At 67.7% G+C, this 23,898-nt stretch carries 23 protein-coding genes; 13 read left to right on the forward strand and 10 right to left on the reverse strand.

The window, feature by feature from the left end:
* Positions 1–98 precede the first annotated feature (98 nt).
* On the reverse strand, positions 99–2,075 hold the full coding sequence (locus DS837_RS16815) for a lytic transglycosylase domain-containing protein (RefSeq protein WP_149165814.1): 1,977 nt from the start codon (positions 2,073–2,075) through the stop codon (positions 99–101).
* A 78-nt stretch (positions 2,076–2,153) separates the two neighbouring features.
* On the opposite strand from DS837_RS16815, the gene dapA reads away from it, so the two are divergent.
* The 3 genes from dapA to DS837_RS16830 all read left to right on the forward strand — a co-directional run bounded on the left by dapA (position 2,154) and on the right by DS837_RS16830 (position 4,599).
* Positions 2,154–3,029, forward strand: coding sequence for a 4-hydroxy-tetrahydrodipicolinate synthase (gene dapA, locus DS837_RS16820; protein WP_149165815.1), 876 nt, complete (start codon positions 2,154–2,156; stop codon positions 3,027–3,029).
* A gap of 66 nt (positions 3,030–3,095) precedes the next feature.
* Positions 3,096–3,542, forward strand: a complete 447-nt coding sequence (gene smpB / locus DS837_RS16825) for an SsrA-binding protein SmpB (protein ID WP_145686347.1) — start codon at positions 3,096–3,098, stop codon at positions 3,540–3,542.
* Between the two features lie 28 nt (positions 3,543–3,570).
* Positions 3,571–4,599 carry a class I SAM-dependent methyltransferase gene (locus DS837_RS16830; RefSeq protein WP_149165816.1) on the forward strand — a complete coding sequence of 343 codons (1,029 nt, stop codon included), beginning with the start codon at positions 3,571–3,573 and terminating at the stop codon, positions 4,597–4,599.
* A 49-nt stretch (positions 4,600–4,648) separates the two neighbouring features.
* On the opposite strand, the gene hemB is transcribed toward DS837_RS16830, so the two are convergent.
* The 3 genes from hemB to DS837_RS16845 form a co-directional block, all read right to left on the reverse strand.
* A complete protein-coding gene (hemB, locus tag DS837_RS16835) occupies positions 4,649–5,662 on the reverse strand; it encodes a porphobilinogen synthase (protein ID WP_149165817.1) in 1,014 nt (337 codons plus the stop codon).
* A 63-nt stretch (positions 5,663–5,725) separates the two neighbouring features.
* Entirely contained in the window at positions 5,726–6,574 is an 849-nt protein-coding gene (locus tag DS837_RS16840; protein ID WP_149165818.1) for a metallophosphoesterase family protein, read from the reverse strand.
* Between the two features lie 25 nt (positions 6,575–6,599).
* The gene (locus DS837_RS16845; protein ID WP_149165819.1) at positions 6,600–7,580 is read right to left on the reverse strand and encodes a diacylglycerol/lipid kinase family protein; all 981 of its coding nucleotides are present in this window, start codon (positions 7,578–7,580) and stop codon (positions 6,600–6,602) included.
* Positions 7,581–7,747: 167 nt separating this feature from the next.
* Between DS837_RS16845 and DS837_RS16850 the strand changes: the two genes are divergently transcribed.
* The 8 genes from DS837_RS16850 (at position 7,748) to DS837_RS16885 (ending at position 15,465) form a co-directional block, all read left to right on the forward strand.
* The gene (locus tag DS837_RS16850; RefSeq protein WP_149165820.1) at positions 7,748–8,824 is read left to right on the forward strand and encodes an enoyl-CoA hydratase/isomerase family protein; all 1,077 of its coding nucleotides are present in this window, start codon (positions 7,748–7,750) and stop codon (positions 8,822–8,824) included.
* Between the two features lie 409 nt (positions 8,825–9,233).
* Positions 9,234–9,707, forward strand: coding sequence for a MarR family winged helix-turn-helix transcriptional regulator (locus DS837_RS16855; protein WP_014240398.1), 474 nt, complete (start codon positions 9,234–9,236; stop codon positions 9,705–9,707).
* A gap of 331 nt (positions 9,708–10,038) precedes the next feature.
* Positions 10,039–10,794, forward strand: coding sequence for an ABC transporter ATP-binding protein (locus DS837_RS16860; RefSeq protein ID WP_149165821.1), 756 nt, complete (start codon positions 10,039–10,041; stop codon positions 10,792–10,794).
* Positions 10,787–11,509 carry an ABC transporter ATP-binding protein gene (locus tag DS837_RS16865; RefSeq protein ID WP_149165822.1) on the forward strand — a complete coding sequence of 241 codons (723 nt, stop codon included), beginning with the start codon at positions 10,787–10,789 and terminating at the stop codon, positions 11,507–11,509. The genes DS837_RS16860 and DS837_RS16865 overlap by 8 nt, the downstream gene beginning before the upstream one ends.
* Positions 11,510–11,552: 43 nt before the next feature.
* Positions 11,553–12,767 carry an ABC transporter substrate-binding protein gene (locus DS837_RS16870; protein WP_149165823.1) on the forward strand — a complete coding sequence of 405 codons (1,215 nt, stop codon included), beginning with the start codon at positions 11,553–11,555 and terminating at the stop codon, positions 12,765–12,767.
* A 106-nt stretch (positions 12,768–12,873) separates the two neighbouring features.
* Positions 12,874–13,761, forward strand: a complete 888-nt coding sequence (locus DS837_RS16875; protein ID WP_149165824.1) for a branched-chain amino acid ABC transporter permease — start codon at positions 12,874–12,876, stop codon at positions 13,759–13,761.
* A 3-nt stretch (positions 13,762–13,764) separates the two neighbouring features.
* The gene (locus tag DS837_RS16880; protein WP_149165825.1) at positions 13,765–14,748 is read left to right on the forward strand and encodes a branched-chain amino acid ABC transporter permease; all 984 of its coding nucleotides are present in this window, start codon (positions 13,765–13,767) and stop codon (positions 14,746–14,748) included.
* Between the two features lie 39 nt (positions 14,749–14,787).
* Positions 14,788–15,465 (forward strand): L-2-amino-thiazoline-4-carboxylic acid hydrolase, encoded by a 678-nt coding sequence (locus DS837_RS16885; protein ID WP_149165826.1) that lies wholly within the window; start codon positions 14,788–14,790, stop codon positions 15,463–15,465.
* 51 nt (positions 15,466–15,516) lie between these two features.
* Here DS837_RS16885 and ald read toward each other — a convergent pair whose 3' ends face one another.
* Positions 15,517–16,635 carry an alanine dehydrogenase gene (gene ald, locus DS837_RS16890; protein ID WP_149165827.1) on the reverse strand — a complete coding sequence of 373 codons (1,119 nt, stop codon included), beginning with the start codon at positions 16,633–16,635 and terminating at the stop codon, positions 15,517–15,519.
* A 366-nt stretch (positions 16,636–17,001) separates the two neighbouring features.
* Here ald and DS837_RS16895 point away from each other — a divergent pair, with 366 nt between their 5' ends.
* Positions 17,002–17,568 carry a phasin family protein gene (locus tag DS837_RS16895; protein WP_149165828.1) on the forward strand — a complete coding sequence of 189 codons (567 nt, stop codon included), beginning with the start codon at positions 17,002–17,004 and terminating at the stop codon, positions 17,566–17,568.
* 79 nt (positions 17,569–17,647) lie between these two features.
* On the opposite strand, the gene DS837_RS16900 is transcribed toward DS837_RS16895, so the two are convergent.
* Entirely contained in the window at positions 17,648–19,165 is a 1,518-nt protein-coding gene (locus DS837_RS16900; protein ID WP_149165829.1) for a bifunctional metallophosphatase/5'-nucleotidase, read from the reverse strand.
* 154 nt (positions 19,166–19,319) lie between these two features.
* Between DS837_RS16900 and DS837_RS16905 the strand changes: the two genes are divergently transcribed.
* Positions 19,320–20,033, forward strand: a complete 714-nt coding sequence (locus DS837_RS16905; protein ID WP_149165830.1) for a type 1 glutamine amidotransferase — start codon at positions 19,320–19,322, stop codon at positions 20,031–20,033.
* Between the two features lie 3 nt (positions 20,034–20,036).
* Here DS837_RS16905 and DS837_RS16910 read toward each other — a convergent pair whose 3' ends face one another.
* The 4 genes from DS837_RS16910 to DS837_RS16925 are packed head-to-tail and all read right to left on the reverse strand — an operon-like array spanning position 20,037 to position 23,892.
* Entirely contained in the window at positions 20,037–21,653 is a 1,617-nt protein-coding gene (locus DS837_RS16910) for an NTP transferase domain-containing protein (RefSeq protein WP_149165831.1), read from the reverse strand.
* 15 nt (positions 21,654–21,668) lie between these two features.
* Positions 21,669–22,385: an XdhC family protein gene (locus DS837_RS16915; protein WP_149165832.1), complete on the reverse strand. Its 717-nt coding sequence runs from the start codon at positions 22,383–22,385 to the stop codon at positions 21,669–21,671.
* Complete coding sequence (locus DS837_RS16920) at positions 22,382–22,696, reverse strand: XdhC family protein (protein ID WP_035673760.1); 315 nt, start codon at positions 22,694–22,696, stop codon at positions 22,382–22,384. Before DS837_RS16920 ends, DS837_RS16915 begins: the two co-directional genes overlap by 4 nt.
* On the reverse strand, positions 22,693–23,892 hold the full coding sequence (locus tag DS837_RS16925; RefSeq protein ID WP_149165833.1) for a vWA domain-containing protein: 1,200 nt from the start codon (positions 23,890–23,892) through the stop codon (positions 22,693–22,695). Before DS837_RS16925 ends, DS837_RS16920 begins: the two co-directional genes overlap by 4 nt.
* Positions 23,893–23,898 lie beyond the last annotated feature (6 nt).

The raw sequence follows: 23,898 nt of genomic DNA on the forward strand, positions 1-23,898 counted from the left end.
GTGACAGAGATGAGCCGGCTTTTGAGACTTTCGAATATTCGGCTTTGATCGAAGCGTATCGATCCCTCTCCCGGGTCGGGAGAGGGATCGTTCGCCACTTACCGGCGGATTTCCTTGTCCAGGTTCAGCTCGGCCTTGGCGCCCTGGATGCGCGCCCGGTAGACCAGCATGGCCTCCATGACCCGCTGGACGTAGTTGCGGGTTTCGTAGATCGGGATCAATTCCAGCCAGTCCACGGCGTCGATGGCTTCGCCGCGCGGGTCGCCGTAGGTGTCGATCCATTGACGCACGCGGGTCGGGCCGGCGTTGTAGGCGGCGATGGCCATGATGTAGGAGCCGTTGAAGCGGTCGATCATGTCCGCCAGATAGGTCGAGCCGAGCCGCACATTGTAGTCCGGGTCGCTGATCAGCTTCGCGGTGTCGTGCTTGACGCCGAGCTTGCCGGCGACCAGCTGCGCCGTTCCGGGCATGAGCTGCATCAGGCCGCGCGCTCCGGCCGACGACACCACGCGGGTGTTGAAGGTGCTCTCCTGCCGGATGATGGCGTGCACCAGGGCGATTTCCGGGGCGGACGGGCGGCTCTCGATCATCGGATAACCGGCTTCCACCAGGAACACGTCGTTCTGCGCGGCGTCCTTCGCGGCGGCGACGGCGAGGTCGCGGCGACCGACCTCGCGGGCCAGCTTGGCGGCCAGCACGTAATCCGCCGGCTCCTTGGCGTCGAGGCTGATGCGGCGCAGGAAGGCGGTGACCCGCTCGTCGGTGTTGCCCTCGATTTCGGCCAGCAGCTTGGTCACGCGCACCACCTCCCGCCGTTCGAAGGCGGTGGCGTCGGCGTTCGACACCCGCGGTTCGGCGGGCAGGGCGATGCGCCCGTTGCCGGCGTGGCGGGCGGCAAGCTGGCCGTAGAAGGTCGTCCCGTACTGGGCGGCCTTGGTGTACCAGTCCTTGGCCTGCGCCGTCTGGCCCAGCGCCTCGGCCGCGCGCCCGCACCAGTAGGCGCCGCGCGCCTTGCTGATGGGCGCGCCGACGGAGCGGTAGAGCTTGTGGAAGTGGTTGAAGGCGCTCGACGGGTCGTCGAGGAAGCGCAGCGCCAGGAAGCCGGCGAGGAACTCCGCTTCCGCAGCGCCGCTGCCCTCGGTCTGCCCATGCGCCGTCACCAAGCGGTAGGCGAGGTTGTGGTCGCCGTTCACCATGGCGCGGCGGGCCAGGATGTGGCGCTCCGTCCACCAGGCCTGAGGGCGGCCCATGTCCTTGGGCGCCTGGGCGATGATCTCCAGCGCGCCCGCGTCGTCGCCCTTGCGTCGGCGGTAGCGGGCGCGGTCGAACAGCAGGCCGGGGTCGTTGCGCAGCGAGGCGGGGACGCGGGCCAGCGCCGCGTCGGCGTTCTTGGCGTCGCCGTCCAGCGCGATCCGCGCCTCGATCAGCAGGTCGTAAGCCTCGTCGAAGAAGGGCAGCATGCGGCGCACCGCGGCTTCCTGGCGCTCCCACAGCAGGCGGTCGATGCGTGCCTTGTGCTCCTGCGGACGCAGGTGCGAGCGGTAGCGGGCCAGGAACTGCTCCTCGTCCGCCGACGTGAAGTTCGCCTCCACCCAGCGGTCGCGCACCATCCGCACCGCGCGCTCGGCGTTGCCGGTCGCCAGCAGCGTGTCGGCGTGGCGCATGAAGCCTTCGTTGGACAGGGGCGGGTACTGCTTGAACCAGGCGAGCACCCGGTCCTCGTCCAGGTCGATGGGCATCGCCTTTTCCGCCTGGCGGCGGAGCTGCGCCTGGTTGGGCCAGTCGCCGTTCTCGCGGATGAAGGCGGCGATCTCGTCGAAGCTGCCGCCGCCGGGAGTCGCCAGGGCCATCCAGCGGATCACCTTGGCCGGCAGCTTGTTGGACGCCTGGGCGGCGAGGCGCAGCGCCTCGTCGTGGCGGTCGTTGTCGGCCGCCTTGAAGGCCTGCCGGTAGACGGCGAGGTCCTGCGCCGTCAGGCTGGCCGCCCCGGCGGGCTGGGCCAGCACGATCAGCCCCAGCAGGGCGGCGGCAATGGCGGAACGGGTGGCGGAACGGGCGGCATGTCGGATGATCATCCGGGCGCTCTTGCTCGGGGGAACGGGTGCGGCTAAGGTGCGCGACACTTTTCTTGAAGTCCGTCGGAGGTGGCAGGCATGTTGTACGGTTCCATCGTCGCTCTTTTGACCCCGTTTAAAAACGGGAAAGTGGACGAGGCCGCCTTCCAGTCCTTCGTCGAGTGGCAGGTTGCGCAGGGCACCCACGGTCTCGTGCCGTGCGGCACCACGGGTGAGTCGCCGACCCTCTCCCACGAGGAGCACAACCGGGTCGTCGAGCTGTGCATCGAGGCCGCGGGCGGGAAGGTTCCGGTCGTCGCCGGCACCGGGTCGAACTCCACCGAGGAGGCGATCTCGCTGACCCAGCACGCCAAGAAGGCCGGCGCCACCGCGGCGCTGGTCGTCACGCCCTATTACAACAAGCCGACGCAAGAAGGTCTGTACCAGCATTTCAAAGCGATCCATGACGCGGCGGATTTGCCGATCGTTATCTACAACATTCCCGGCCGCAGTGTCGTGGATATGTCGGTGGCAACGATGGCCCGCCTCGCCAAGCTGCCGAACATCATCGGCGTGAAGGACGCCACGGCGGATCTCGCCCGCCCGGTCCGCCTGCTGCAGGAGGTCGGTCCCGACTTCATCCAGCTCTCGGGCGAGGATGCGACGGCGCTGGCCTTCAACGCGCAGGGTGGCGTCGGCTGCATCTCGGTGACGGGGAACATCGCGCCGGCCCAGTGCGCCGCGATGCAAGAGGCTTGGCGCAAGGGCGATCTCGCCACCGCCTATAAGTACCGCGACCTGCTGACCCCGCTGCACGATTCCATGTTCGTTGAGACGAGCCCGGCGCCGGTGAAATACGCCGCCAGCCTGCTCGGCAAATCCTCGGACGAGGTTCGCCTGCCGATGGTCGCCGCGTCGGAAAGCACGCGGACCATCGTCCGCGACGCGATGAAGAAGGCCGGGCTGCTGTCCTAAGGGACGGCAGCACCCCGCCCCAGGGAAGGAGGATCCGTGGCCGCCCGCGAGCCCGAACCAAGGCGCATGGCGGCACAGAACCGCCGCGCACGCTTCGACTATTTCATCGAAGACACCATGGAGGCCGGTCTGATCCTGACCGGCACCGAGGTGAAGTCGTTGCGCGGCGGCCGTGCCAGCATCAACGAGGCGTACGCCGGCCTCAAGAACGGGGAGCTGTACCTGTTCAACGCCTACATCCCGGAATACGGGCAGGCGGGACGCTGGCTTCAGCACGAGACCAAGCGCCCGCGCAAGATGTTGGTGCACCGCCGCGAGCTGAGCAAGCTCATGGGCGCCATCAAGCAGAAGGGGATCACTCTGATCCCGATGACCGTCTATTTCAACGACCGCGGCATCGCCAAGGTCGAGGTCGGCCTCGCCACGGGCAAGAAGAAGCACGACAAGCGCGAGTCCGAGAAGGAACGGTCGTGGCAGCGCGACAAGGCGCGCCTGATGCGCGACAAGGGTTGAGGAACCAGGGGATAAAGGGAAAGAGCCTGTGAGCCGATTGTCCAACCGCGCGACCGACCGCGATTCCACAGTGGCCGGCGTCGCCGCGGAGGCCCTGGCCGACCGCCGCCCGCAGGGCCGCATCCTGGTGGCCGGCGACACCGACGGCGCCATGGAAGAGGCCCTGGCCGAGGGCGGGGCGGAGGTCGTTTCCTGGCACCGCCTGGGGCTAGACGGCAAGCCGGCCACTGCTTGGCCGGCGGACGGCGCCTTCGACGGCGCGGTGTTGCGCCTGCCGCGCGGCTGGGCCGCCTTCGAGATGGCGCTGCACGCCCTGGCCGCCCGCCTGCCGGCGGGGGCGCCGCTGTGGATCGCCGGCAGCAACGACGAGGGCATCACCTCGGCGCCGAAGCGCTTCGACGGGTTGGCGGACGGCGTGGAGACGCTGACCATCAAGCGCCGCGCCCGCCTGCTGGAAACCCGCCGGACCAACGATTCGGCCAAGGGCAACCTGGAGGATTGGCGGGAGACCGTCGCGCTGCCGCTGCCGGGGCGTGACGACGCGCTCGATCTGGTGTCCTACCCCGGCCTGTTCGCCCATGGCCGGCTCGACACCGGCACGGAATGTCTGCTCCAGGTCCTGCCGGAGATCGCGGCCGGCACCGCCGTCCTGGACTTCGGCTGCGGCGCCGGGGTGATCGCCCGGGCGGTGCGGGAGCGCACGCCGGACGCCCGGCTGACCCTGCTCGACATCGACGCGGTGGCCCTGCACGCCGCCCGCCAGAACGTGCCGGACGCGGAATGCGTGCTGAGCGACGGGCTGGCCGGGCTCGGCGCGCGGGAACGCTTCGGGTTGATCGTTTCGAACCCGCCGCTCCACCGCGGCAAGGACGAGGATTTCGGGATGCTGGAGGCCCTGGTCGCCGGCACCAAGCAGTATCTGAAGCTGCGCGGCTCGCTGGTCGCCGTGACTCAGCGGACGGCGGGCGTCGGCAAGCTGTTCAAGACGGCTTTCGGCCACGCCGACCTGCTGCTGGAAACGCCGCAGTTCCAGGTGTGGAAGGGCACGCCGAAGTAACGGAAGAGCGAGCGGAGGCCGCGCCGGAGCGCGGCCTCGCGCGGGAGGCTCAACCCTCCTGCAGCCGCCGCGCCGCGTCGACGGCGCCGTAGGTCAGAATCGCGTCGCAACCGGCGCGCTTGAAGCCGGTCAGGGTTTCCAGCAGCGCCTTGTCGTAATCCAGCCAACCGTTCTGCGCGGCGGCGCGCAGCATCGCGTATTCGCCGGAGACGTGGTAGGCGAAGGTCGGAACCGCGAAGGTGTCCTTGACCCGGCGGATGACGTCCAGATAGGGCAGGCCGGGCTTCACCATCACCATGTCCGCCCCTTCCTGCAGGTCGAGGGCGACCTCGTGCAGGGCCTCGTCGGTGTTGGCGGGGTTCATCTGGTAGGTCTTCTTGTCGCCCTTCAGGAAACCGCCCGAATTCACCGCGTCGCGGAACGGGCCGTAGAAGGCCGAGGCGTATTTGGCGGCGTAGGAGCACAGCCGCACCAACTCATGCCCATGGCTGTCCAGCCGGTCGCGGATCAGGCCGATGCGGCCGTCCATCATGTCCGACGGGGCGACGATGTCCACGCCGGCGTCGGCCTGCGACAGCGCCTGCCGGGCCAGAACCTCGACCGTCTCGTCGTTCTGGATATAGCCGTCGCGCATCAGCCCGTCGTGGCCGTGGGTGGTGTAGGGGTCGAGCGCCACGTCGCCCAGGATGCCGACATGCGGCACCGCGGCCTTCAGCGCGCGGATGGTGCGGTTCATCAGGTTGTCGGGGCGGTAGGACTCGGCCGCGTCCTCCGATTTGCCCTCGGCGCCGACGACCGGGAAGAGGGCGACACAGGGGATGCCGAGGTCGCCGGCCGCGGCCACCGCCTCGGTCAGCAGGTCGATGGTCAGCCGCTCGACGCCGGGCATGGAGGCCACCGGCACCCGCTGGTTCTGCCCCTCGATGACGAAGACCGGCCAGATCAGGTCGTCCACGGTCAGGCGGTTTTCGGCGACGAGGCGGCGGGTCCAGGCGTCGGCGCGGTTGCGGCGGAGCCGGGTGCGCGGGAAGGACGCCGGGGACCGGAAATGCGAAGCGGACATGCGAGGGACCTGATGTGCTCTTAAAACTTGCGGCGCGATCCTACGCCGCATGGCCGCCGCGACTCAAGCCGCACCGCTCACAGGTCTGAATCCCGAGTCCTGCATCTCCATGACCCAGCGGTGCCCATCCTTTCGCCATTGCGAGACGAGGCCGCCGGTGAAGGCCGCCCCCTCCCAGGACCGCACCTCGAAGGTGACGCGCGGCGGTTCGATGGCGATGAGGTTGTAGGCGTTGGCCTCGTTGCGCAGGCGGGTGGAGGTCGCGGTGGACGCCTGGGCGACGAGGATGGAGCGGGCCACCTGGGTGTGGTGGGTCATGATGTCGCCGGAATAGGCGCGGTGCAGATGCCCGGCCAACAGCAGATCCACTCCGCAGCTTTCCAGCGCCGGCAGGGCCAGCTTGTGCCGCCCGACCAGCTTCGTCTTCGGCGCGTCGGGCGGCGGCAGGAAGGGGTGGTGGGTGAACAGCACCTTGAAGACGGTGTCCGGCACCTCGCAGAACACCTCGCGCACGCGCTTGATCTGGGCCTTGTTCATGCGCCCTTCGGAAAAATCCGTGATGACCGAGCGCGCCGTGTTGATCCCCAGCACGGCGATTTCCGAATCGATGTGGAAGGGGCTGAGGTCGCTTGTGATGTAGCGCTTGTAGTTGCCGAATGGGTCGAGGAAGCGGCGCACCACGTTGTAGACCGGGATGTCGTGGTTGCCCGGCACCACCAGGTAGGGGAAGGGCAGCTTCTCCAGGAAGGCCCGCGCCTCCAGGAAATGGCGGGCCTTGGCGCGCTGGACCAGATCGCCGGAGATGACGATCAGGTCGGGCCGCGCCGCCGTCAGGTCGGCCAGCAGGCCGTCGACCACCAGCGGGTCGATTCGTCCGAAATGCAGGTCCGAGATGTGGGCGAGCTTCTTCACGACACCTCCCCGGCAGTCATTCCCGTCACGCGCCGTCCGCCGTTCCGTTCGCCTCGGGGGCCGCCTTGGGCAGCAGAACCTTCAGCGCTTTGTGGCGGATGCGGTAGTTCAGCGGCGGCTCCATCTGCAGGATTTCGCCGTCGTTGACCATTTTCAGCCGCCGCCGCCGGCTGTGCACCGTCAGTTGCGTGGCCGTCAGCGTTTCCAACTCCTCATCCTGCTGCCAAGTTCCGAGCACGGTGCGCCCCATCAGCCGCAGCAGCCCCCACGGGTCGCGCTGCCGCGCCACATAGACGCCGAGTTTGCCGGAATCGAGCCGGTCGCGGCGCAGGAGCATGCTGCCCGCTTCGCCGTCGAAGGGGTTGTTGGAGACCACCAGAATCGGGGTGCGCACGCGGCGCGGCCCGTCGCCCCAATCGATCCGCACGTCCAGCAGGGGCAGCCGCCGGAAGGTGCGGACCATGGCGAGCGCCATCGCCGGCCATTTCAGCAGGCGGTGCCGCTTGCGCTTCTCCTCGCGCTCCTGGACCACCTGGGGGTAGAAGCCGAGGACGGAGCTGTTCAGATAGACCTCGCCGTTCACCTCCGCCACGTCGATGCTGCTCACCTCCCCGGCGGCCAGGGCCTCGTACGCCTCGTCGAGGTCCAGCGGCGTCTTCAGATCGCGCGCCAGCAGGTTCATGGTGCCGAGCGGCAGGATGCCCAGGATCTTGCCGGTGGGCAGGATCATGTTGACCGCGGTGTGGATGGTTCCGTCGCCGCCGCCCACGATCACCAGCTCCGCCTCGGAGTCGATGGCCTTGCGGATTTCCGATTCGCAATCGGCCGGCTCCACCGCGGTCAGCGACACTTCCGCCCCATGCCGCTCGAAGGCGCTTCGGATCGCCGCCACCGTGTCGTCGATCGGCTGTCCGGCCAGCGTTCCCGCGGACCGGTTGAGGATGATGGCCGTCTTGCGGCCCGGTCCCTCCCGACGTGACGCTTGCGCTGCTGAGGCTGCCATCATGGAACTGTCCCGCTCATGACTGTGGGTGCGGCAACGGCTGAAGCCGGGGCGGTGTTCCGCGACGCTGCGCTGCGAAACCGCGGTTTGACACGCCGCCCGCCGCCCGTATCATCGCCCGAAACCGATCAATTCGCCCCACAAACGAACAAATGGAAACGACCGGAACCATGAGCGACCCTGCCGAGATCCAGTTCGCCGAGATCCTGTTCGAACGCCGCGGCTCCATCGGATTGGTGACGCTGAACCGCCCGAAGGCGCTGAACGCCCTGACGCTGGATATGATTCGTCTGTTCGACCCGCAACTGCGCGCCTGGACGGCCGATCCGGCGGTCAAGGCCATCGTCGTGCAGGGCGCCGGGGAGAAGGCCTTCTGCGCCGGCGGCGACGTGGTGAACCTGTACGAGACGGGCAAGGCCGCCAAGGCGGGGGAGGGCGACGGTGCGCCCATCCGCGCCTTCTTCAGCGAGGAGTATATCCTCAACCGCCTGATCCACAATTGCCCGAAGCCCTATGTGGCGCTGATCGACGGCATCAGCATGGGCGGCGGCGTCGGCCTGTCGGTGCATGGATCGCACCGAATCGTGACCGAGCGGACGATGTTCGCCATGCCGGAGACGGGGATCGGGCTTTATCCGGACGTCGGCGGCACCTACTTCCTGCCGCGCCTGCCCGGACAGGTCGGCATCTGGCTGGGCCTGACCGGAGACCGTCTGAAGGCGGCCGACATGATCGAAGTCGCCGCCGCCGACGCCTTCGTCCCCAGCGCCAAGCTGGAGTCCCTGATCGCCGAGCTGGCCGACGGCGTGCCGGCCGACGAGGCGGTCGCCCGCCATCGTGAGGAAGCCGGGGAACCGCCGGTCGCCGCCAACCGCGCGGCCATCGACCGCTGCTACGCCCATGACGGCGTGGAGGCCATTGTCGCCGCCCTGGAGGCCGAAGGCACGGAGTGGGCCGCCGGCCAGCTCGCCACGCTGAACCGGGTGTCGCCGACCAGCCTGAAGGTGACGCTGGAGGCGCTGCGCCGCGGCGCCAAGTTGGACTTCGACGGCTGCATGATCCAGGAGCTTCGCCTCAGCCTCGCCTTCCTCGCCCACCATGATTTCTACGAAGGTATCCGCGCGGCGCTGGTCGACAAGGACCGGAATCCGCGCTGGTCGCCGGCCTCTTTGGCCGAAGTGACGGCTGAAGAGGTGGCCGGTTACTTCGCCGAGCCCGTTGGCGGGGATTTGCACTTTACCGAATGAAGAGGCCCGCTCCCCTTTATTGCACTCTGAACGTGCACGGATACGGGCACATTCCGCGCGTTTCTGCGTTAGTATCGGGGAAATCCTTGCGGGACTTGTCTCAAACCTGACCGTTGTTGTGGCCTGACCATTGTTGTCGGGGGTCGGATGAGACGGGTCGGCTTGCCGCCCGGTTCGCCGGGCGGGAACGCCGCCGGGGTGCCTGGATTCCAGGCACATCCTGGCGCGCGACGGGGCTTGGCACGGCAGGACGGGGGTATTCCGCAGAGCCAGGCTGTTCTACAACCCGGGCTGTGCTTTTGGGGCATTATTGAGGTGATTGCCGGACAATGATCGGTTAATCTCCCCTTAAGGACCCCGGAAAGGCCACAGGTCGGCCCATGTCCGGTACGAGCCAAAGGAGACCGCGGTGCGCAAACCCTATTATGAAAGCATCCTCTTGATCGAACGGCTTCACCGCCACTTTCTCGAGGTGCTGAAGACCGAGCTTGACCGGCTCGGTATCCAGGACATCAACAACGTCCAGAGCCTGATTCTCTACAACATCGGCGAAGACGAGATGACCGTCGGCGAACTGACGGCGCGCGGCTATTATCTCGGCTCCAACGTGTCCTACAACGTGAAGAAGATGGTCGAGAACGGCTATCTCGGGCAGGAGCGTTCGCCGCACGACCGCCGGTCGGTGCGCGTCCGCCTGTCGGAGAAGGGCCTTGATCTCCGCGAGAAGATCAGCCGCATGTTCGAGCGCCACCTGACGGCGCTGGAGAAGGCCGGCTTCAGCGACGAGGAGCTGGTCAAGGCGAACGAGACCCTGCGCAAGCTCGAACGCTTCTGGTCCGCGTCGCTCGACTACAGCGGCTTTCCGCTGACCTCGGCGGCCTGATCCGCGACCGCCTGAGTCGTATCGGTACCGCGGTTTCCGGCTCCTGCGTCGAAAGAGAAAGGCACGCCTCCGGCCTTGAGTCCGGCGGCGTGCCGCGAGTCGGTGTGCGGCCCTGCGTGGCCGCTTTTTTCATGTCCGCGTTTCGGCCTCCCACGGCCCCCTTTTGCCGACGGCTCCGCCATCCGGCCATGCTTTGTCACGCCTTCGATGCTTCCGGATGGACGGAATTAAGTTCTTTCCGTAAGCTGTACGTGTGACAGATTGCTGAAAACCTGAACCAAACAACGGGCGGTCTCGCGACGGGCCGCTGAAAACAGGGAATGGGGAGGATATGGCAAGTGACGTCATTCTGGAGACGCGCGGACTGACCAAGGAATTCCGGGGCTTCGTCGCCGTCCGCGACGTCAGCCTGCGGGTGAAACGGGGGTCCATCCATGCGCTGATCGGTCCCAACGGGGCCGGAAAAACGACCGTTTTCAATCTGCTCACCAAGTTCCTTCAGCCCAGCAACGGAAGCATCCTGTTCAACGGGCGCGACATCACCGCGGTGAAGCCGGCGGACGTGGCGCGCCTTGGCATCATCCGCTCCTTCCAGATTTCGGCGGTGTTCCCGCATCTGTCGGTTTTGGAGAATGTGCGCGTCGGGCTGCAACGGCCGCTCGGCAACTCCTTCCACTTCTGGAAATCGGAATCGGTGCTCGACCGGCTGAACGGGCGGGCGATGGAACTGCTGGAGGATGTCGGGCTGACCGGTTACGCCCACCGGCCGGCGGCGGAGCTTCCCTATGGCCGCAAGCGTGCGCTGGAGATCGCCACGACGCTGGCCCTGGAACCGGAGATGCTGCTGCTGGACGAGCCGATGGCCGGCATGGGGCACGAGGACATCGACCGCATCGCGGCGCTGATCAAGCGGGTCTCGGCCAACCGCACGATCCTGATGGTGGAGCACAACCTGTCCGTGGTTTCCAACCTGTCGGACTGGATCACCGTGCTGGCCCGCGGCGAGATCCTGGCCGAAGGCCCCTACGCCGACGTGTCGCGCCACCCGAAGGTCCGCGAAGCCTATATGGGGAGCGGTCATGCCTGACGGCGCTGCGGTGAAGGCCGCGATGCTGGAAATCTCCGATCTCCAGGCCTTCTACGGCGAAAGCCACGTCCTGCACGGGGTGAACCTGGAGGTCCGCCAGGGCGAGGTGGTGACCCTGCTGGGCCGCAACGGCGCCGGCAAGACAACCACCATGCGTTCCATCATGGGCATCGTGGGCAAGCGGACCGGCGCCATCCGCTTCCAGGGGCAGGAACTGATCGGCATGGCGCCGCACAGGATCCCGCGCCTCGGCATCGGCTATGTGCCGGAGGAGCGCGGGATCTTCGCCTCGCTGAACGTCGACGAGAATCTGACCCTGCCGCCCGTCGTCAAGGACGGCGGCATGACGGTCCAGCAGATCTACGAGCTGTTCCCCAATTTGCAGGGCCGGGGCTCGACCCAGGGCACCCGCCTGTCGGGCGGGGAGCAGCAGATGCTGGCCATCGCGCGCATCCTGCGCACCGGCGCCACGATGATCCTTCTCGACGAACCGACGGAGGGGCTGGCGCCGGTGATCATCGAACAGATCGGGGTGGCCGTCCGTAAATTGAAGCAGCGTGGCTTCACCGTCCTGCTGGTGGAGCAAAACTTCCGCTTCGCCGCCACCATTGCCGACCGCCATTACATGATGGAGGAAGGTCGTGTGGTGGACATGATCCCGAACAACCAGCTCGCCGCCAACATGGAGAAGCTGCACACGTATCTGGGTGTCTGAATCAACAAGCAGAAACGTTCGAATTCGAACCGGGAGGAATGGAATGATTGCACGTCTGCTTGCCGGAGCGGCGCTCGCCGCGCTGGCCGTCGGTTCCGCGCAGGCCCAGCAGGGCAAGGTTTCGGGCGACGTCGTGAAGATCGGCGTCCTCAACGACCGCTCCGGCCTCTACGCCGACCTCGGCGGTGAAGGCTCCGCGGTCGCCGTCCGCATGGCGGTGGAGGAGGCGGGCGGGAAGGTTCTGGGCAAGCCCATCGAGGTCATCGCGGCCGACCATCAGAACAAGCCGGACATCGGGTCCAACCTCTCCCGCGAATGGATCGACCGCGACGGGGTGGACGTCATCGTCGACGTGCCGAACTCCGGCGTCGCCCTGGCGGTGCAGGAGGTGACGCGCGAGAAGAAGAAAATCTTTCTGATGCAGGGTCCGGCGACCTCGCGTCTGACCGGCGACGCCTGCTCGCCCACCGGCTTCCACTGGGCCTATGACACCCGCGCGCTGGCCGTCGGCACCGGTCAGGCCATCGTGAAGGAGGGCGGCAAGAGCTGGTTCTTCCTGACCGCCGATTACGCCTTCGGCCACCAGCTCGAAACCGACACGGCGGCGCAGGTGAAGAAGGCCGGCGGCACGGTCGTGGGCGCGGTGCGCGCGCCGCTGAACACGGCGGACTTCTCCTCCTTCCTGCTGCAGGCGCAATCGTCGGGCGCCCAGGTCATCGGCCTCGCCAACGCCGGCGGCGACACCATCACCTCGATCAAGCAGGCGTCGGAGTTCGGCCTGACGCAGAGCGGGCAGCAGAAGCTGGCCGGGCTGCTGATCTTCCTGTCGGACGTGCACGCGCTGGGGCTCCAGGTCGCGCAGGACCTCGTCCTGACCACCGGCTTCTACTGGGACATGGACGACGAGAAGCGCGCCTGGTCGGAGAAGTACAAGGCGAAGACCGGCAAGATGCCGACCATGGTGCAGGCCGGCAGCTACTCCTCGGTGAAGCATTACCTGAAGGCCATCGAGGCGGCGGGGACCGACGATGGGCCGACCGTCGCCGCCAAGATGAAGGAGATGCCGGTCAACGACATGTTCGCCAAGAATGGCAAGATCCTGCCGAACGGGCGCATGGTCCACGACATGTATCTGGCCCGCGTGAAGAAGCCCAGCGAGTCCAAGGGGCCGTGGGACTATTACCAGATCATCCGCACCATCCCCGGCGACGAGGCCTTCGCCACCCTGGCGGAAAGCGGCTGCAAGCTGCCGGGCTGATTCCCGCCCGCCCCGGCGTTCCTTCCGCCGCCGCGTGCGGGGCCGGGGGCCGGGGCGATCACCCGCCGCGCAAAACGGTCGGAGAACGGCCGGAGGCGAACCACACATGTCCACCATCTTCGGCATCCCGCCCCAGGCGTTGTTCGGGCAGCTTCTTCTGGGGCTGATCAACGGGTCCTTCTACGCGCTGCTCAGCCTCGGGCTGGCGGTCATCTTCGGCATGCTGAACGTCATCAACTTCGCCCACGGCGCGCTCTACATGCTGGGGGCCTTCGTGGCGTGGCTGCTGCTGACCACGGCGGGGATCGGCTACTGGTGGGCGCTGCTGCTGGCGCCGCTGGTGGTCGGTGCCTTCGGCGTGCTTTTGGAAAAGACGCTGCTCAGCCGCCTCTATAAGCTCGACCATCTCTACGGCCTGCTGCTGACCTTCGGCCTCGCGCTGATCGTGGAGGGGATTTTCCGCCATTTCTATGGCGTGTCGGGCCAGCCCTACCCGATCCCCGACCTGCTGCGCGGCGGGCAGAATCTTGGATTCATGTTCCTGCCCAACTACCGCGGCTGGGTCGTCGTCGCCTCGCTGGTCGTCTGCCTCGCCACCTGGTACGCCATCGAACGGACGAAGCTCGGCGCGTACCTGCGCGCCGCAACCGAGAACCCGGTTCTGGTCCAGGCCTTCGGCATCAATGTGCCGCTGATGATCACGGCGACCTACGGGTTCGGCGTGGCGCTGGCCGGGCTGGCCGGCGTGCTGGCGGCGCCGATCTATCAGGTGTCGCCGCTGATGGGCTCCAACCTCATCATCGTCGTCTTCGCCGTGGTGGTCATCGGCGGCATGGGGTCGATTCTGGGGGCGGTGCTGACCGGATACGGTCTCGGGCTGTTGGAAGGCCTGACGAAGGTGTTCTATCCGGAGGCGTCCAACATCGTCGTCTTCGTCATCATGGCCGTGGTGCTGCTGATCAAGCCCGCCGGCCTGTTCGGGCGGGAGAGGTGACCCATGGCGACCGAGATCCACGCCGTCCGCCGCGACACCGCGGCTCCCGCCACCGGACGACCGGCGACGCCGGGCCTGCTGGCCCTCGCCGTGCTGCTGCTGGTCCTGATCGCCGCGCCGTACGTGCTGTACCCCGTCTTCGTGATGAAGGTGCTGTGCTTCGCGCTGTTCGCCTGCGCCTTCAACCTGCTGATCGGCTTCGCTGGCCTCTTGAGCTTCGGCCACGCCGCCTTCTTCGGCGGAGCGGCCTACATCACCGCCCACACGGTGAAGGTCTGGGGACTGCCGCCGGAACTCGGCATCCTGCTGGGAACGGCCTTCTCCGCGACGCTCGGACTGGCCTTCGGGGCGCTGGCGATCCGGCGGCAGGGCATCTACTTCGCCATGATCACGCTGGCCCTGTCGCAGATGGTCTTTTTCATGGCCTTGCAGCTCAAGTTCACCGGCGGTGAGGACGGCATCCAGGCGGTGCCGCGCGGGCATCTGTTCGGAGTGATCGACCTCAGCCAGCCGATGGCGATGTACTACACCGTGCTGTCGGTGTTCCTGTTCGGCTTCGTGGTGATCTGGCGCACCGTGCATTCGCCCTTCGGGCAGGTCCTGAAGGCGATCCGCGAGAACGAGCCGCGCGCCGTGTCGCTCGGCTACCGCACCGACCATTACAAACTGATGGCCTTCGTCCTGTCCGCCGCCCTGGCCGGTCTGGCCGGAGGCACCAAGGCCATCGTCTTCCAACTCGCCACCCTGACCGACGTGCAGTGGCAGATGTCCGGCGCGGTGGTGCTGATGACCCTGCTGGGCGGCATCGGAACGCTGTTCGGGCCGGTGGTCGGGGCGGCGCTGGTGGTGGCACTGGAGAATTATCTGGCCGCGAGCAACCTGCCGGTGCCGGTGGTGATCGGCGTGATCTTTGTCGCCTGTGTGCTGCTGTTCAGGCGCGGAATCGTCGGAGAGATCGCCGCCCGCTTCGGCGGAAAACGCCCATGAGCCAGGAGATGACTGCAGTTATTCATTTTGGAGCACCCAATGGCTGAGATGGTCCATCCATTTTACGAGGATCATCGCAGCGCGATGGAGGCCGCCATGCGCCATCGCCTCGATCTTGCCGAAGCGATGTTGGGCGAGCACGTTCATCCATCCAGCATTGATGGGATCAAGCGGGAGGTGATGGACGAGTTCGGCATCGTGCTCACGCAAATGCCCTATGTCGGGGGCGCGGACAGTCGCATGAGCGATTTCTTCATGCGTCTCCTTGGTTTCATGGCCATCAGCCGGGTGCTCCGGCGGCACGGCGTGTCGCTGCACGTGATCGGCGAGATCGAGCGGGAAACCTACAAGGCCCAGCTGCTCACCGTTCTGGAAGCGGAACGGCTCGCCGCGGGCGAACAGTTCCTGTCACCGGAGAATCAGGCGTTTCTGCGCGAGCAGGCGGAGAAAAGTCGTCAGGAGCAGTTTCCCGAGGATTTCGTCTACGACTTCGTCGAGCCGGGACCGGGGGATGATTTCACGTTCGGCATCAACTACAGAGCCTGCGGTTTCTGCAAATTCGCGGCCCGTCATGGCGACAAGGACCTTTTGCCGAACATCTGCGGCCTTGATTTCGACGCTTACGCGACACGCGGCATTCACTTGGATCGAACGCAAACCCTGGCCGGCGGCGCCAGCCACTGCGATTTCCGATTCTCGCGGCTGCGGTCGGCCTGAACGCCGGTTGCGGAAGGGGGCGATGGCGTCGCCACCCTCCGGAAACAGAATTTACAGCCGTAACGCCTCTTCCGACGGCTGGTAATCCAGCCCTTGCGCATCGGCCACGGCCTTGCAGGTGACCGCCCCGGCGTGGATGTTCAGGCCGGCTCGCAGATGCGGGTCGCGAGCCAGCGCCGCGCGGTAACCCTGGTCGGCCAGCGCCAGCGTGAAGGGCAGGGTGGCGTTGTTCAGTGCGAAGGTCGAGGTGCGCGCGACCGCCCCCGGCATGTTGGCGACGCAGTAATGGACCACCCCGTTCACCAGATAGGTCGGCTCGGCGTGGGTGGTGGGGTGAGACGTTTCGAAGCAGCCGCCCTGGTCGATGGCGACATCCACCACCACGGCGCCCCGCCGCATCCGCTCCACCATCGCCCTGGTGACCAGCTTCGGCGCTTCCGCCCCCGGCACGAGAACCGCGCCGATGACGAGGTCGGCGTCGAGCACATGCTCCTCGATCGTGTCGACGGTCGAATAGAGCGTTTGGAGCTTGGCGCCGAATTGCAGGTCCAGCTCTTTCAGCCGGGGCAAGGATCTGTCGATGACGACCACCTTCGCCTCCAGCCCCATGGCCATGCGGGCGGCGTTGGTGCCGACCACGCCGCCGCCCAGCACCACCACCTTGGCCGCCGGAACGCCGGGCACCCCGCCGAGCAGGACGCCGCGCCCGCCCTGCGCCTTCTCCAGGCAATGGGCGCCGGCCTGCACCGACATGCGGCCCGCCACCTCGCTCATCGGCGCCAGGAGCGGCAGGCCGCCGCGGGGATCGGTCACCGTCTCGTAGGCGATGGCGACGGCGCCGGAGTCCAGCAACAGCTTGGTCTGCTTCGGATCGGGGGCGAGGTGCAGATAGGTGAACAGGATCTGACCCCGGCGCAGCATCGCGCATTCCTGCGGCTGGGGCTCCTTCACCTTTACCACCATGTCCGCACGGGCGAAGACGGTTGCGGCGTCTGGTACGATTTTCGCCCCGACGGCTTCATAGTGCTCGTCGTCCAGCCCGATGGCGGCGCCGGCTCCCGCCTGCACGAGCACGCTGTGCCCATGATGCGTCAGTTCACGGACCGAGGCCGGGGTCAGCCCGACGCGGTATTCGTGGTTTTTGATTTCCGTCGGCACGCCGATGAGCATGGGCATCCTCCGCGGGTGGGCCGGTGCCGGACCAGGACGGGCAGCGCGCCGGCTCAGGGTGTCGTACCTCAGAATTTGGGGTGTGCGCCGGCCATCCGCATCTCTCTTACGGCACGGCTTGGTGATTTTCTTTGGATCAATTAAAACACTTCATGAAATTTGATACGAAACTCTCTTCAATAAATCCCGGCGGAGACTTCTCTGTATCCGCAAAAAAGTAGGTAAGGTTAGTTTTTAGAGTTGTGGAACTATTCTTCGCCACCATGGTATATGGTTGTTTGTGTCGCACTGCACAAAAATCGCGGCACTCAAGAAAAATTGGGGGGAGCGTCCGATTCGGACGGAACGAAACCAGGAGCAAGGCAGATGGCTTCAGAGAAGGACGCGCAGACCATCGCGCGCGACACCGCCGCCAAAGGCCGGAATGTTGCCGAGGACACCACCCGCCGCATGGCGGAAACCGCCGCGGAGACGACCCAGCGCGGCGCCGATACGGCCAGCGACATGATGGGAAAGGCGACCCAGGTCGCCGGCCAGGTCGCCGGCCAGACCACCGATCAACTCAACCGCATGATGGGCCTGTCCGCGGAAGCCCAGGGCGAGGTTGCCCAGCAGGCCCGCGAGAACATGGACGTCATGACGCAGTGCGGGTCCGTGCTGATGGACGGAATGCAGTCCATCATGCGCGAATGGATGGGCTTCGCCCAGGAGGCCATGGCCCGCAATGCGGAAGGCATCAACGCGATGATGCGCAGCCGGTCCGTTCAGGACCTCTATGCCGCGCAGAGCAGCATGGTCAAAGACGAGATGGAACTTCTGCTGAACCGCAGCGTCAAGGTGTCGGAGCTGTCGGCGAAAACCGCGAACGACGCGGTGCGGCGGCTGAACGCGCGGGCCGAAGGGGCCGCGCGCCACGTGCGCCGCAGCGCCTGACGCTTCACCAACGATCCATCCTGGCCTTGCGCCCCCGGACCGGCCGGTCCAGGGGCGTTCTTTTTTGCGCGCGCTCCGGTCACTTCGCGACGATGCGGCCTTCGACTTTCGGGGCGACCGTCTTCTTCGCCTCCACGTAATCCATGACCATCGTCGCCATCAGCACAGCGCCGGACGCGTCCACCACCGTCCGGCCGCGGGTCAGCGCGGCGTAGCCGTCGCCGCCCTTCAGCATGTAGTCGTTGGTCGCCACGCGGTAGGTCCTGGCAGGGTCGAGCGGCTGGCCGCCCACCGTCACGCCGGTCACACGGGTGCCGGACGGCAGCGTCGGGTCATAGGTGAAGGTCAGGCCCGACACCTGGGGGAAGCGCCCGGCCTTGTCCTCCACCTTCGACACGCCATGCTCCAGCGCGGCCAGAATATCGGCGCCGGACAGCAGCGTCAGCACGGCGACGTTGCCGAAGGGCATCTCCGCGAAGATGTCCTTGCGGGTCAGCGAACTGCCCGCCGGGTGCAGCGTGTCGGCGCGGATGCCGCCACCGTTGGTGATGGCGATGTCGGCCTTCAGCCCGTCGCGCAGCGCGTCGGCGATCAGGTTGCCCATCGTCGTCTCCTGCGAGCGGACGACGTCCTTGCGGCTGTCCAGGTCAGTCTCCGTCCGCCCGATCACCCCGGCCAGCGTGGCGTCGAGCTGGTCGGTGTAGCGCTTGACCAGCGCCCCGACCTCGGCGTCCGGAGCCACCCCGGCGGTGGTGACGAAGCGCCAGCCGGCGGGAGCGATGGTGGTCGCCGGTCCCTTGTCCGTGGCTTTGGTGCTGACCGCCAGATCGATGACGCCGAGATAATGGCCGTCCGCCCCGGCCTTCAGGATCAGGGTCGATCCTTCGTAGAAACTGATTGGGTCGTGGTCGTGGCCGCCCAGCAGCAGGTCGATGCCCTTCACCTTGACCGCCAGATCGCGGTCCTCCGTGATGGTCTGGTGGGTCAGCGCCACGACGACGTTCGCCCCCGCGTCGCGCAGAGCCTTCACCGCCAGGGCCGCGGCGGCCTGCACGTTGGTGAAGGTCGCCTCCGCCCCGCCGCTGGACAGATGCGCGGTTTCCGGAGTCAGGACGCCGAGGAAGCCGACCTTGACGTCTCCGACGGTCTTCGTCCAGGTGGCGACCGAACCGGGGAGCGGCTGGCCGTCCGGTCCGGCGATGTTGGTGCCGACCCAGGGGAACTTCGATTCGGCGATGCGGGCCTTCAGCACCTCCGTACCGAAATCGAACTCGTGATTCCCGAAGCCGACGACGTCTATGCCCATGGCGTTGAACAGGTCGGGCATCTGTGCGCCCCGCGTCGTTCCGGAAAGCAGTGATGGGGACAGGAAATCGCCGCCGACCGTCGTCAGCGCGCCGGCGCTGCGCTCCCGCTCCGCCTTCAGCACCGTCATCAGGGGGGCGAAACCGCCGCGGCCCTTCACCGGGGAAATCTCGTAGATGTCGTTGAAGTGCAGGAAGGTCACGGTGCCGTTCTGCGCGGCGGCGAGTGTCGGGAAAAGCAGGGTGCCGGCAAGGGCGGCGGCCCCCGCCAGCGTGCGAATCCGGGTCAGCATCGATCTCGTCTCCCTGGGGACGTTGAAGGCTTCCTTCGCGTCCTCGCACTGTACGCCGTCCCGCGGCGCGGCGCATAGCCGCCTTGCGCCGCTTGATTTCGCCGCCTCCGCCGCTCATGAACGGGGCATCCGCTTTCATCGACGTGGCCCCTCCATGCGCATCCTGGTCGTTCAGAACAACCGAAACGCCCCCGCCGGACTCGTCGGGGACGCACTGGCCGAGTTCGGCGCGACGCTCGTCACCGTCGCCGCGGACGAAGGGGAGGCGCTGCCCGCCACGCCGGAGGGCTATCACGGGCTGCTGGTCCTCGGCGGCCCGCAGGACGCCTGGAACGACGCGCAGGGTCCGCACTTTCCGGAAGTCATGGCGCTGATTCGCGCCTTCGCGGCGGAGGAGCGCCCGGTGATGGGCATCTGCCTGGGCGCGCAGTTGGCCGCCCGTGCCTTCGGCGCCCGCGTCTACCGCCATTCGGTGGCGGAGATCGGCGTGGGCGCGGTCCGGCTGTTCAACGCCGCTTCGGACGATCCGCTGCTCGGCGGGCTGGCGCCGGAGCTGCACATGGTGCAGTGGCACTACGACACCTTCGAGTTTCCCGAGGGCGCCGTGCCGCTGGCCTGGAGCGAGGCCTGCATGCGTCAGGCCTTCCGGCTCGGCCGCAACCTCTACGCCTTCCAGTTCCACCCGGAGGCCGACGCCGCCATCGTCCGCGGCTGGGCGGAGAAGTTCGGCGTCGACTCGCGGGAGCGCAACCGGGCCATCCTCGACGGGCTCGATGCCGCGCTGGAGCGGCACCTGCCCGCCGCCGAGACGGTCGCCCGCACGATCTCCCGCCGCTGGCTGGATCTGGTGATCGAACGGGCGGCCTGAACGTTAGCCGCGAAGCTCCGCCAGCAGTTCCGGCGTGTCCACGTCGTAGAGGATGCCGCCGTCCTCCACCGGCACCTCGACCACCTGATCGGCGTGGGTGGCCAGCAGGGCCTTGGCTCCGGCATCGCCGCTCAGCTTCGCCATCTCCGCGAAGAAACCACGGTCCCACAGAACGGGGTTGCCGCGCTTGCCATGGACGGTCGGGACGCAGATGGTCCGGCCTTCCAGCGGGTTGTAGGCGGCGATCAGCCGGTCGATGGCCTGCGGCGTGACGCGCGGCATGTCGCCGAGGCACACCACCACTCCGTCGACATCCGCCGGCAGGGCGGCCAGCCCGGCGCGCAGCGAGGCGCTGAGTCCGTCGGCGAAGGACGGGTTGTGGACAATGGTCAGCGGGCGCCCGGCCAGCGGCGCGGACACCGCCTCCGCCATGTGGCCGGTCACCACCACCACCGGCTTGGCCTGCGAGGCCAGCACCGATTCGACCGTGCGGACGACCAGCGGCTCCCCGCCGACATCGGCGAGCAGCTTGTTGCTGCCGCCCATCCGGCTCGACCGTCCGGCGGCCAGAACCAGCGCGGCGATGCGCGGCGCGCGCGGCGGTTCCGCCGCGACGGCGCCGGCGCCGGCGCGGGGCAGGGGCCGGCTGGGAATCTCGGCCAGCAGGCCGCCGACGCCCATCCGCATGACGTCGGCCCGAGTCACTGGAATCCCCGCGGCGATGCGCTGGAGCACCCAGTCGAACCCGTTCAGCTTGGGCGACCGCGCGCAGCCGGGCAGGCCGAGCACCGGCGTCTCCCCGATATGCGCGATCAGCAGCAGGTTGCCGGGATCGACCGGCATCCCGAAATGCTCGATCACGCCGCCCGCCCGCTCGATGCCCGCCGGCAGCACGTCGCGCCGGTCGGTGATGGCCGAGGCCCCGGCGATCAGCAGCAGATCGACACGCCCCGCCGCCGCGATGGCGTCGGCCAGAGCCGCCTCGCCGTGGTAGCAGCGCGAATCGCGGACCAGCCTTCCGCCCATCGCTTCCAGACGCTGCCGCGTCACGCTCACGGTCTTGTCGAGGACACTGTCCTTCACGCCGGGCAGGCGGGTCTGGATCAGCGCGGCGGTCAGCGGACGGAAGGGAGCGACGCGCAGCGCCGGCATCCCGGCGGACGCCTCGACCTCCGCCCCCTCCACCGCACCGCGGGGGGCGGCGAAGGGGATGATCTTGACTGTGGCGACCATCTGGCCGGGCTCGACCGGCGCGAAGGCGGGCAGGGTGGCGACCGTTACGCTTTCGTCGATGAGGTTCAGCGCGTTGATCCGTTCGACATCCGGAACGAACAGGCCGCGCGATTCGGCGAACAGGTTGACGCGGCCGGTGAAGGCGGCGCCAACGGTGATCTCCTGCCCCTTCAGGGCGGCGGCGATGCGGGCGGCGGCGGCGTCTTCGCCCACGTCGTCAGGACCGGGCTTGGCGACGGTCACCGTGGTGAGGCCGGCGTCGCGCAGCGCCGTCACGTCCTCGGCGCTGAGGACGCGGCCCTTCTTGAAGCTGACGGAGCCGCGGCGGACCGAATGCGCCAGGATGGCGCCCTCCAACTCCCGCAGGGGCAGCGGGCCGAAAAACATGGCGATGAACTCCTGTCAGGCCGCGCTGGCCTTGCGCCGCACGGCGGTGATCTGGGCCATGACCGACAGGGCGATTTCCGCCGGGGTCACGGCGCCGATGTCCAGCCCGACCGGGGCGTGAATGCGCGCCAGCTCCGCGTCGGTCACACCCTGCTCCTTCAGCCGCTCCAGCCGCTTGGCGTGGGTGCGCCTGCTGCCGAGCGACCCGACGTAGAAGGCCGGGGAGCGCAGCGCCACCAGCAGAGCGGGGTCGTCCAGCTTGGGGTCGTGGGTCAGGGTCACCACGGCGGTGCGGTTGTCGATCGTCAAGGCGGACAGCGCCTCGTCCGGCCAGGAATCGTGCAGGGAAACGCCGGGGAAGCGCGATTCCGTGGCGAAGGAGCCACGCGGGTCGATCACCGTGACGGCGTAGCCGGTCAGCGCGGCGAGTGGGGCCAGCGCCTGGGCGATGTGCACGGCGCCGACCACCAGCAGACGCAGCGGCGGGTTGTGGGTCTGGACGAACAGTTGGACGCCGTCCTCCTCATCCTCCAAATCGCTGACGAGGCCGGAACGATCCTGGCGCAGCCGCTCCCGCACCTCGTCCAGGAGGTCGTCCTCCAGCCCAAAGCCGCCGTGGATGGCGTCCTCGTAGACGAGAGTCTGCAAACCGGTGCCGAGGTCGGTGACCAGGGCTACGGGACGCCCGGCCTTGCGGGCGGCCAGCAGCCGTTCGGTGATGTCGCGCTTCATTCCACGGCCTCGACATAGACCTGCACCCGGCCGCCACAGGCCAGCCCAACCTCCCAGGCCATTTCGTTGCTGACCCCGAAGGAGATCATCCGGGGCTCGCCATCCTCCATGGTCTTGCGCGCCTCATGCACCACAGCCCCTTCGATGCAGCCGCCGGAGACCGAGCCGATCATCGAACCGGCGTCGTCCACCGCCATCTGGCTGCCCACCGGGCGGGGGGAGGATCCCCAGGTGGCGACCACCGTCGCCAGGGCTACCTTGCGGCCCTCCGCGCGCCAGCCCGCGGCCTGCTCCAGAATATCGTCCTTCATGCGGCCTCCTTCAGCCACTTGCGCAGGCTTTCGGCCCGTCGCGGCCCGTCGCGGTTCAACGCGTCGGCGAGCCCGGCCAGACTGTTCAGGTTGTGGACCGGGCGGAAGTCGTCCACATGCGGCAACAAGGCCCGGATACCGCTGGATTTTGGTGCGAACCCCTCCCACCGCAAGAGCGGGTTCAGCCAGACCAGACGGCGGCAGCTCTTGTGCAGCCGTTCCGCCTCCGCCGCAAGCCCCTCGCCGGCATCCCGGTCCAGCCCGTCGGTGATGAGCAGGACCACCGCCCCCTGGCCGAGGACCCGGCGCGCCCAGGTCCGGTTGAAGGCGTGCAGAGCCGTGCCGATGCGCGTTCCCCCCGACCAGTCGGCCACCGCCGCCGACACGGCGTCCAGCGCCACGTCCACGTCCTTGTGCCGCAGATGGCGGGTGATGTTGGTCAGGCGGGTGCCGAAGACGAAGCTGTGCACCCGGTCGCGGTCGTTGCTGACCGCGTGCATGAAATGCAGCAGCATCCGCGAGTAGCGCGTCATGGAGCCGGAGATGTCGCACAGCACCACCAGCGGCGGCGGCCGCGTGCGGCGGCTGCGCCGCGCCAAATCGGCGAGATCGCCGCCGGAGCGCAGCATCCGCCGCAGCGTCGCCCGCGGGTCCACACGCGGCCCCCGCGGGTCGGGACGGTGGCGGCGGGTCGTCACCTCGGCGACCGGCAAGGCGATGCGGGCGAGCATCCGCTTGGCCTCGGCCATCTCCGCCGCCGACATCTTCTCGAAATCCTTCTCCTGCAGCCGTTCCTGGGCCGAAACGGTGAAGGCGGCGTCCACCTCGATCTCCGACTTCTCCGGCCCCTCGGCCTCCGGCGCGGTGCCGCGCAGCGCGTCGGCGACGCGGCGGGACAGCGGGTCCTGGGCATCCGCGGACTCGGTACGGATGGTCGGCAGCATCATGCCCATCATCCGCTTCAGGATGTCCGGGTTGCGCCAGAAAACGTGGAAGGCTTGGTCGAAGATCTCGCGCTGGTCGCGCCGATTCACGAAGACGGCGTGCAGCGCCCAGTAAAAGTCCGCCCGGTTGCCGATCCCCACCGCCTCGACGGCTTCCACGGCCTGGAGCAGTTTGCCCGGCCCGACCGGCAGCCCGGCCGCCCGCAGCGCGCGGGCGAAGTGCATCAGGTTGATGGCGAGGCCGCCCTGCATGGCCGC

Source organism: Azospirillum brasilense (assembly GCF_008365405.1).
GTDB classification, from domain to species: Bacteria; Pseudomonadota; Alphaproteobacteria; order Azospirillales; family Azospirillaceae; genus Azospirillum; species Azospirillum brasilense_D.

Bases quoted from the DNA above. Each gene is read 5' to 3' on its own strand.
- DS837_RS16815 (WP_149165814.1), bottom strand. From the start codon at position 2,075: ATGATCATCCGACATGCCGCCCGTTCCGCCACCCGTTCCGCCATTGCC.
- dapA (WP_149165815.1), top strand. From the start codon at position 2,154: ATGTTGTACGGTTCCATCGTCGCTCTTTTGACCCCGTTTAAAAACGGG.
- smpB (WP_145686347.1), top strand. From the start codon at position 3,096: ATGGCGGCACAGAACCGCCGCGCACGCTTCGACTATTTCATCGAAGAC.
- hemB (WP_149165817.1), bottom strand. From the start codon at position 5,662: ATGTCCGCTTCGCATTTCCGGTCCCCGGCGTCCTTCCCGCGCACCCGG.
- DS837_RS16845 (WP_149165819.1), bottom strand. From the start codon at position 7,580: ATGATGGCAGCCTCAGCAGCGCAAGCGTCACGTCGGGAGGGACCGGGC.
- DS837_RS16850 (WP_149165820.1), top strand. From the start codon at position 7,748: ATGAGCGACCCTGCCGAGATCCAGTTCGCCGAGATCCTGTTCGAACGC.
- DS837_RS16860 (WP_149165821.1), top strand. From the start codon at position 10,039: ATGGCAAGTGACGTCATTCTGGAGACGCGCGGACTGACCAAGGAATTC.
- DS837_RS16865 (WP_149165822.1), top strand. From the start codon at position 10,787: ATGCCTGACGGCGCTGCGGTGAAGGCCGCGATGCTGGAAATCTCCGAT.
- DS837_RS16870 (WP_149165823.1), top strand. From the start codon at position 11,553: ATGATTGCACGTCTGCTTGCCGGAGCGGCGCTCGCCGCGCTGGCCGTC.
- DS837_RS16875 (WP_149165824.1), top strand. From the start codon at position 12,874: ATGTCCACCATCTTCGGCATCCCGCCCCAGGCGTTGTTCGGGCAGCTT.
- DS837_RS16880 (WP_149165825.1), top strand. From the start codon at position 13,765: ATGGCGACCGAGATCCACGCCGTCCGCCGCGACACCGCGGCTCCCGCC.
- DS837_RS16885 (WP_149165826.1), top strand. From the start codon at position 14,788: ATGGCTGAGATGGTCCATCCATTTTACGAGGATCATCGCAGCGCGATG.
- ald (WP_149165827.1), bottom strand. From the start codon at position 16,635: ATGCTCATCGGCGTGCCGACGGAAATCAAAAACCACGAATACCGCGTC.
- DS837_RS16895 (WP_149165828.1), top strand. From the start codon at position 17,002: ATGGCTTCAGAGAAGGACGCGCAGACCATCGCGCGCGACACCGCCGCC.
- DS837_RS16900 (WP_149165829.1), bottom strand. From the start codon at position 19,165: ATGCTGACCCGGATTCGCACGCTGGCGGGGGCCGCCGCCCTTGCCGGC.
- DS837_RS16905 (WP_149165830.1), top strand. From the start codon at position 19,320: ATGCGCATCCTGGTCGTTCAGAACAACCGAAACGCCCCCGCCGGACTC.
- DS837_RS16910 (WP_149165831.1), bottom strand. From the start codon at position 21,653: ATGTTTTTCGGCCCGCTGCCCCTGCGGGAGTTGGAGGGCGCCATCCTG.
- DS837_RS16915 (WP_149165832.1), bottom strand. From the start codon at position 22,385: ATGAAGCGCGACATCACCGAACGGCTGCTGGCCGCCCGCAAGGCCGGG.
- DS837_RS16920 (WP_035673760.1), bottom strand. From the start codon at position 22,696: ATGAAGGACGATATTCTGGAGCAGGCCGCGGGCTGGCGCGCGGAGGGC.
- DS837_RS16925 (WP_149165833.1), bottom strand. From the start codon at position 23,892: ATGCAGGGCGGCCTCGCCATCAACCTGATGCACTTCGCCCGCGCGCTG.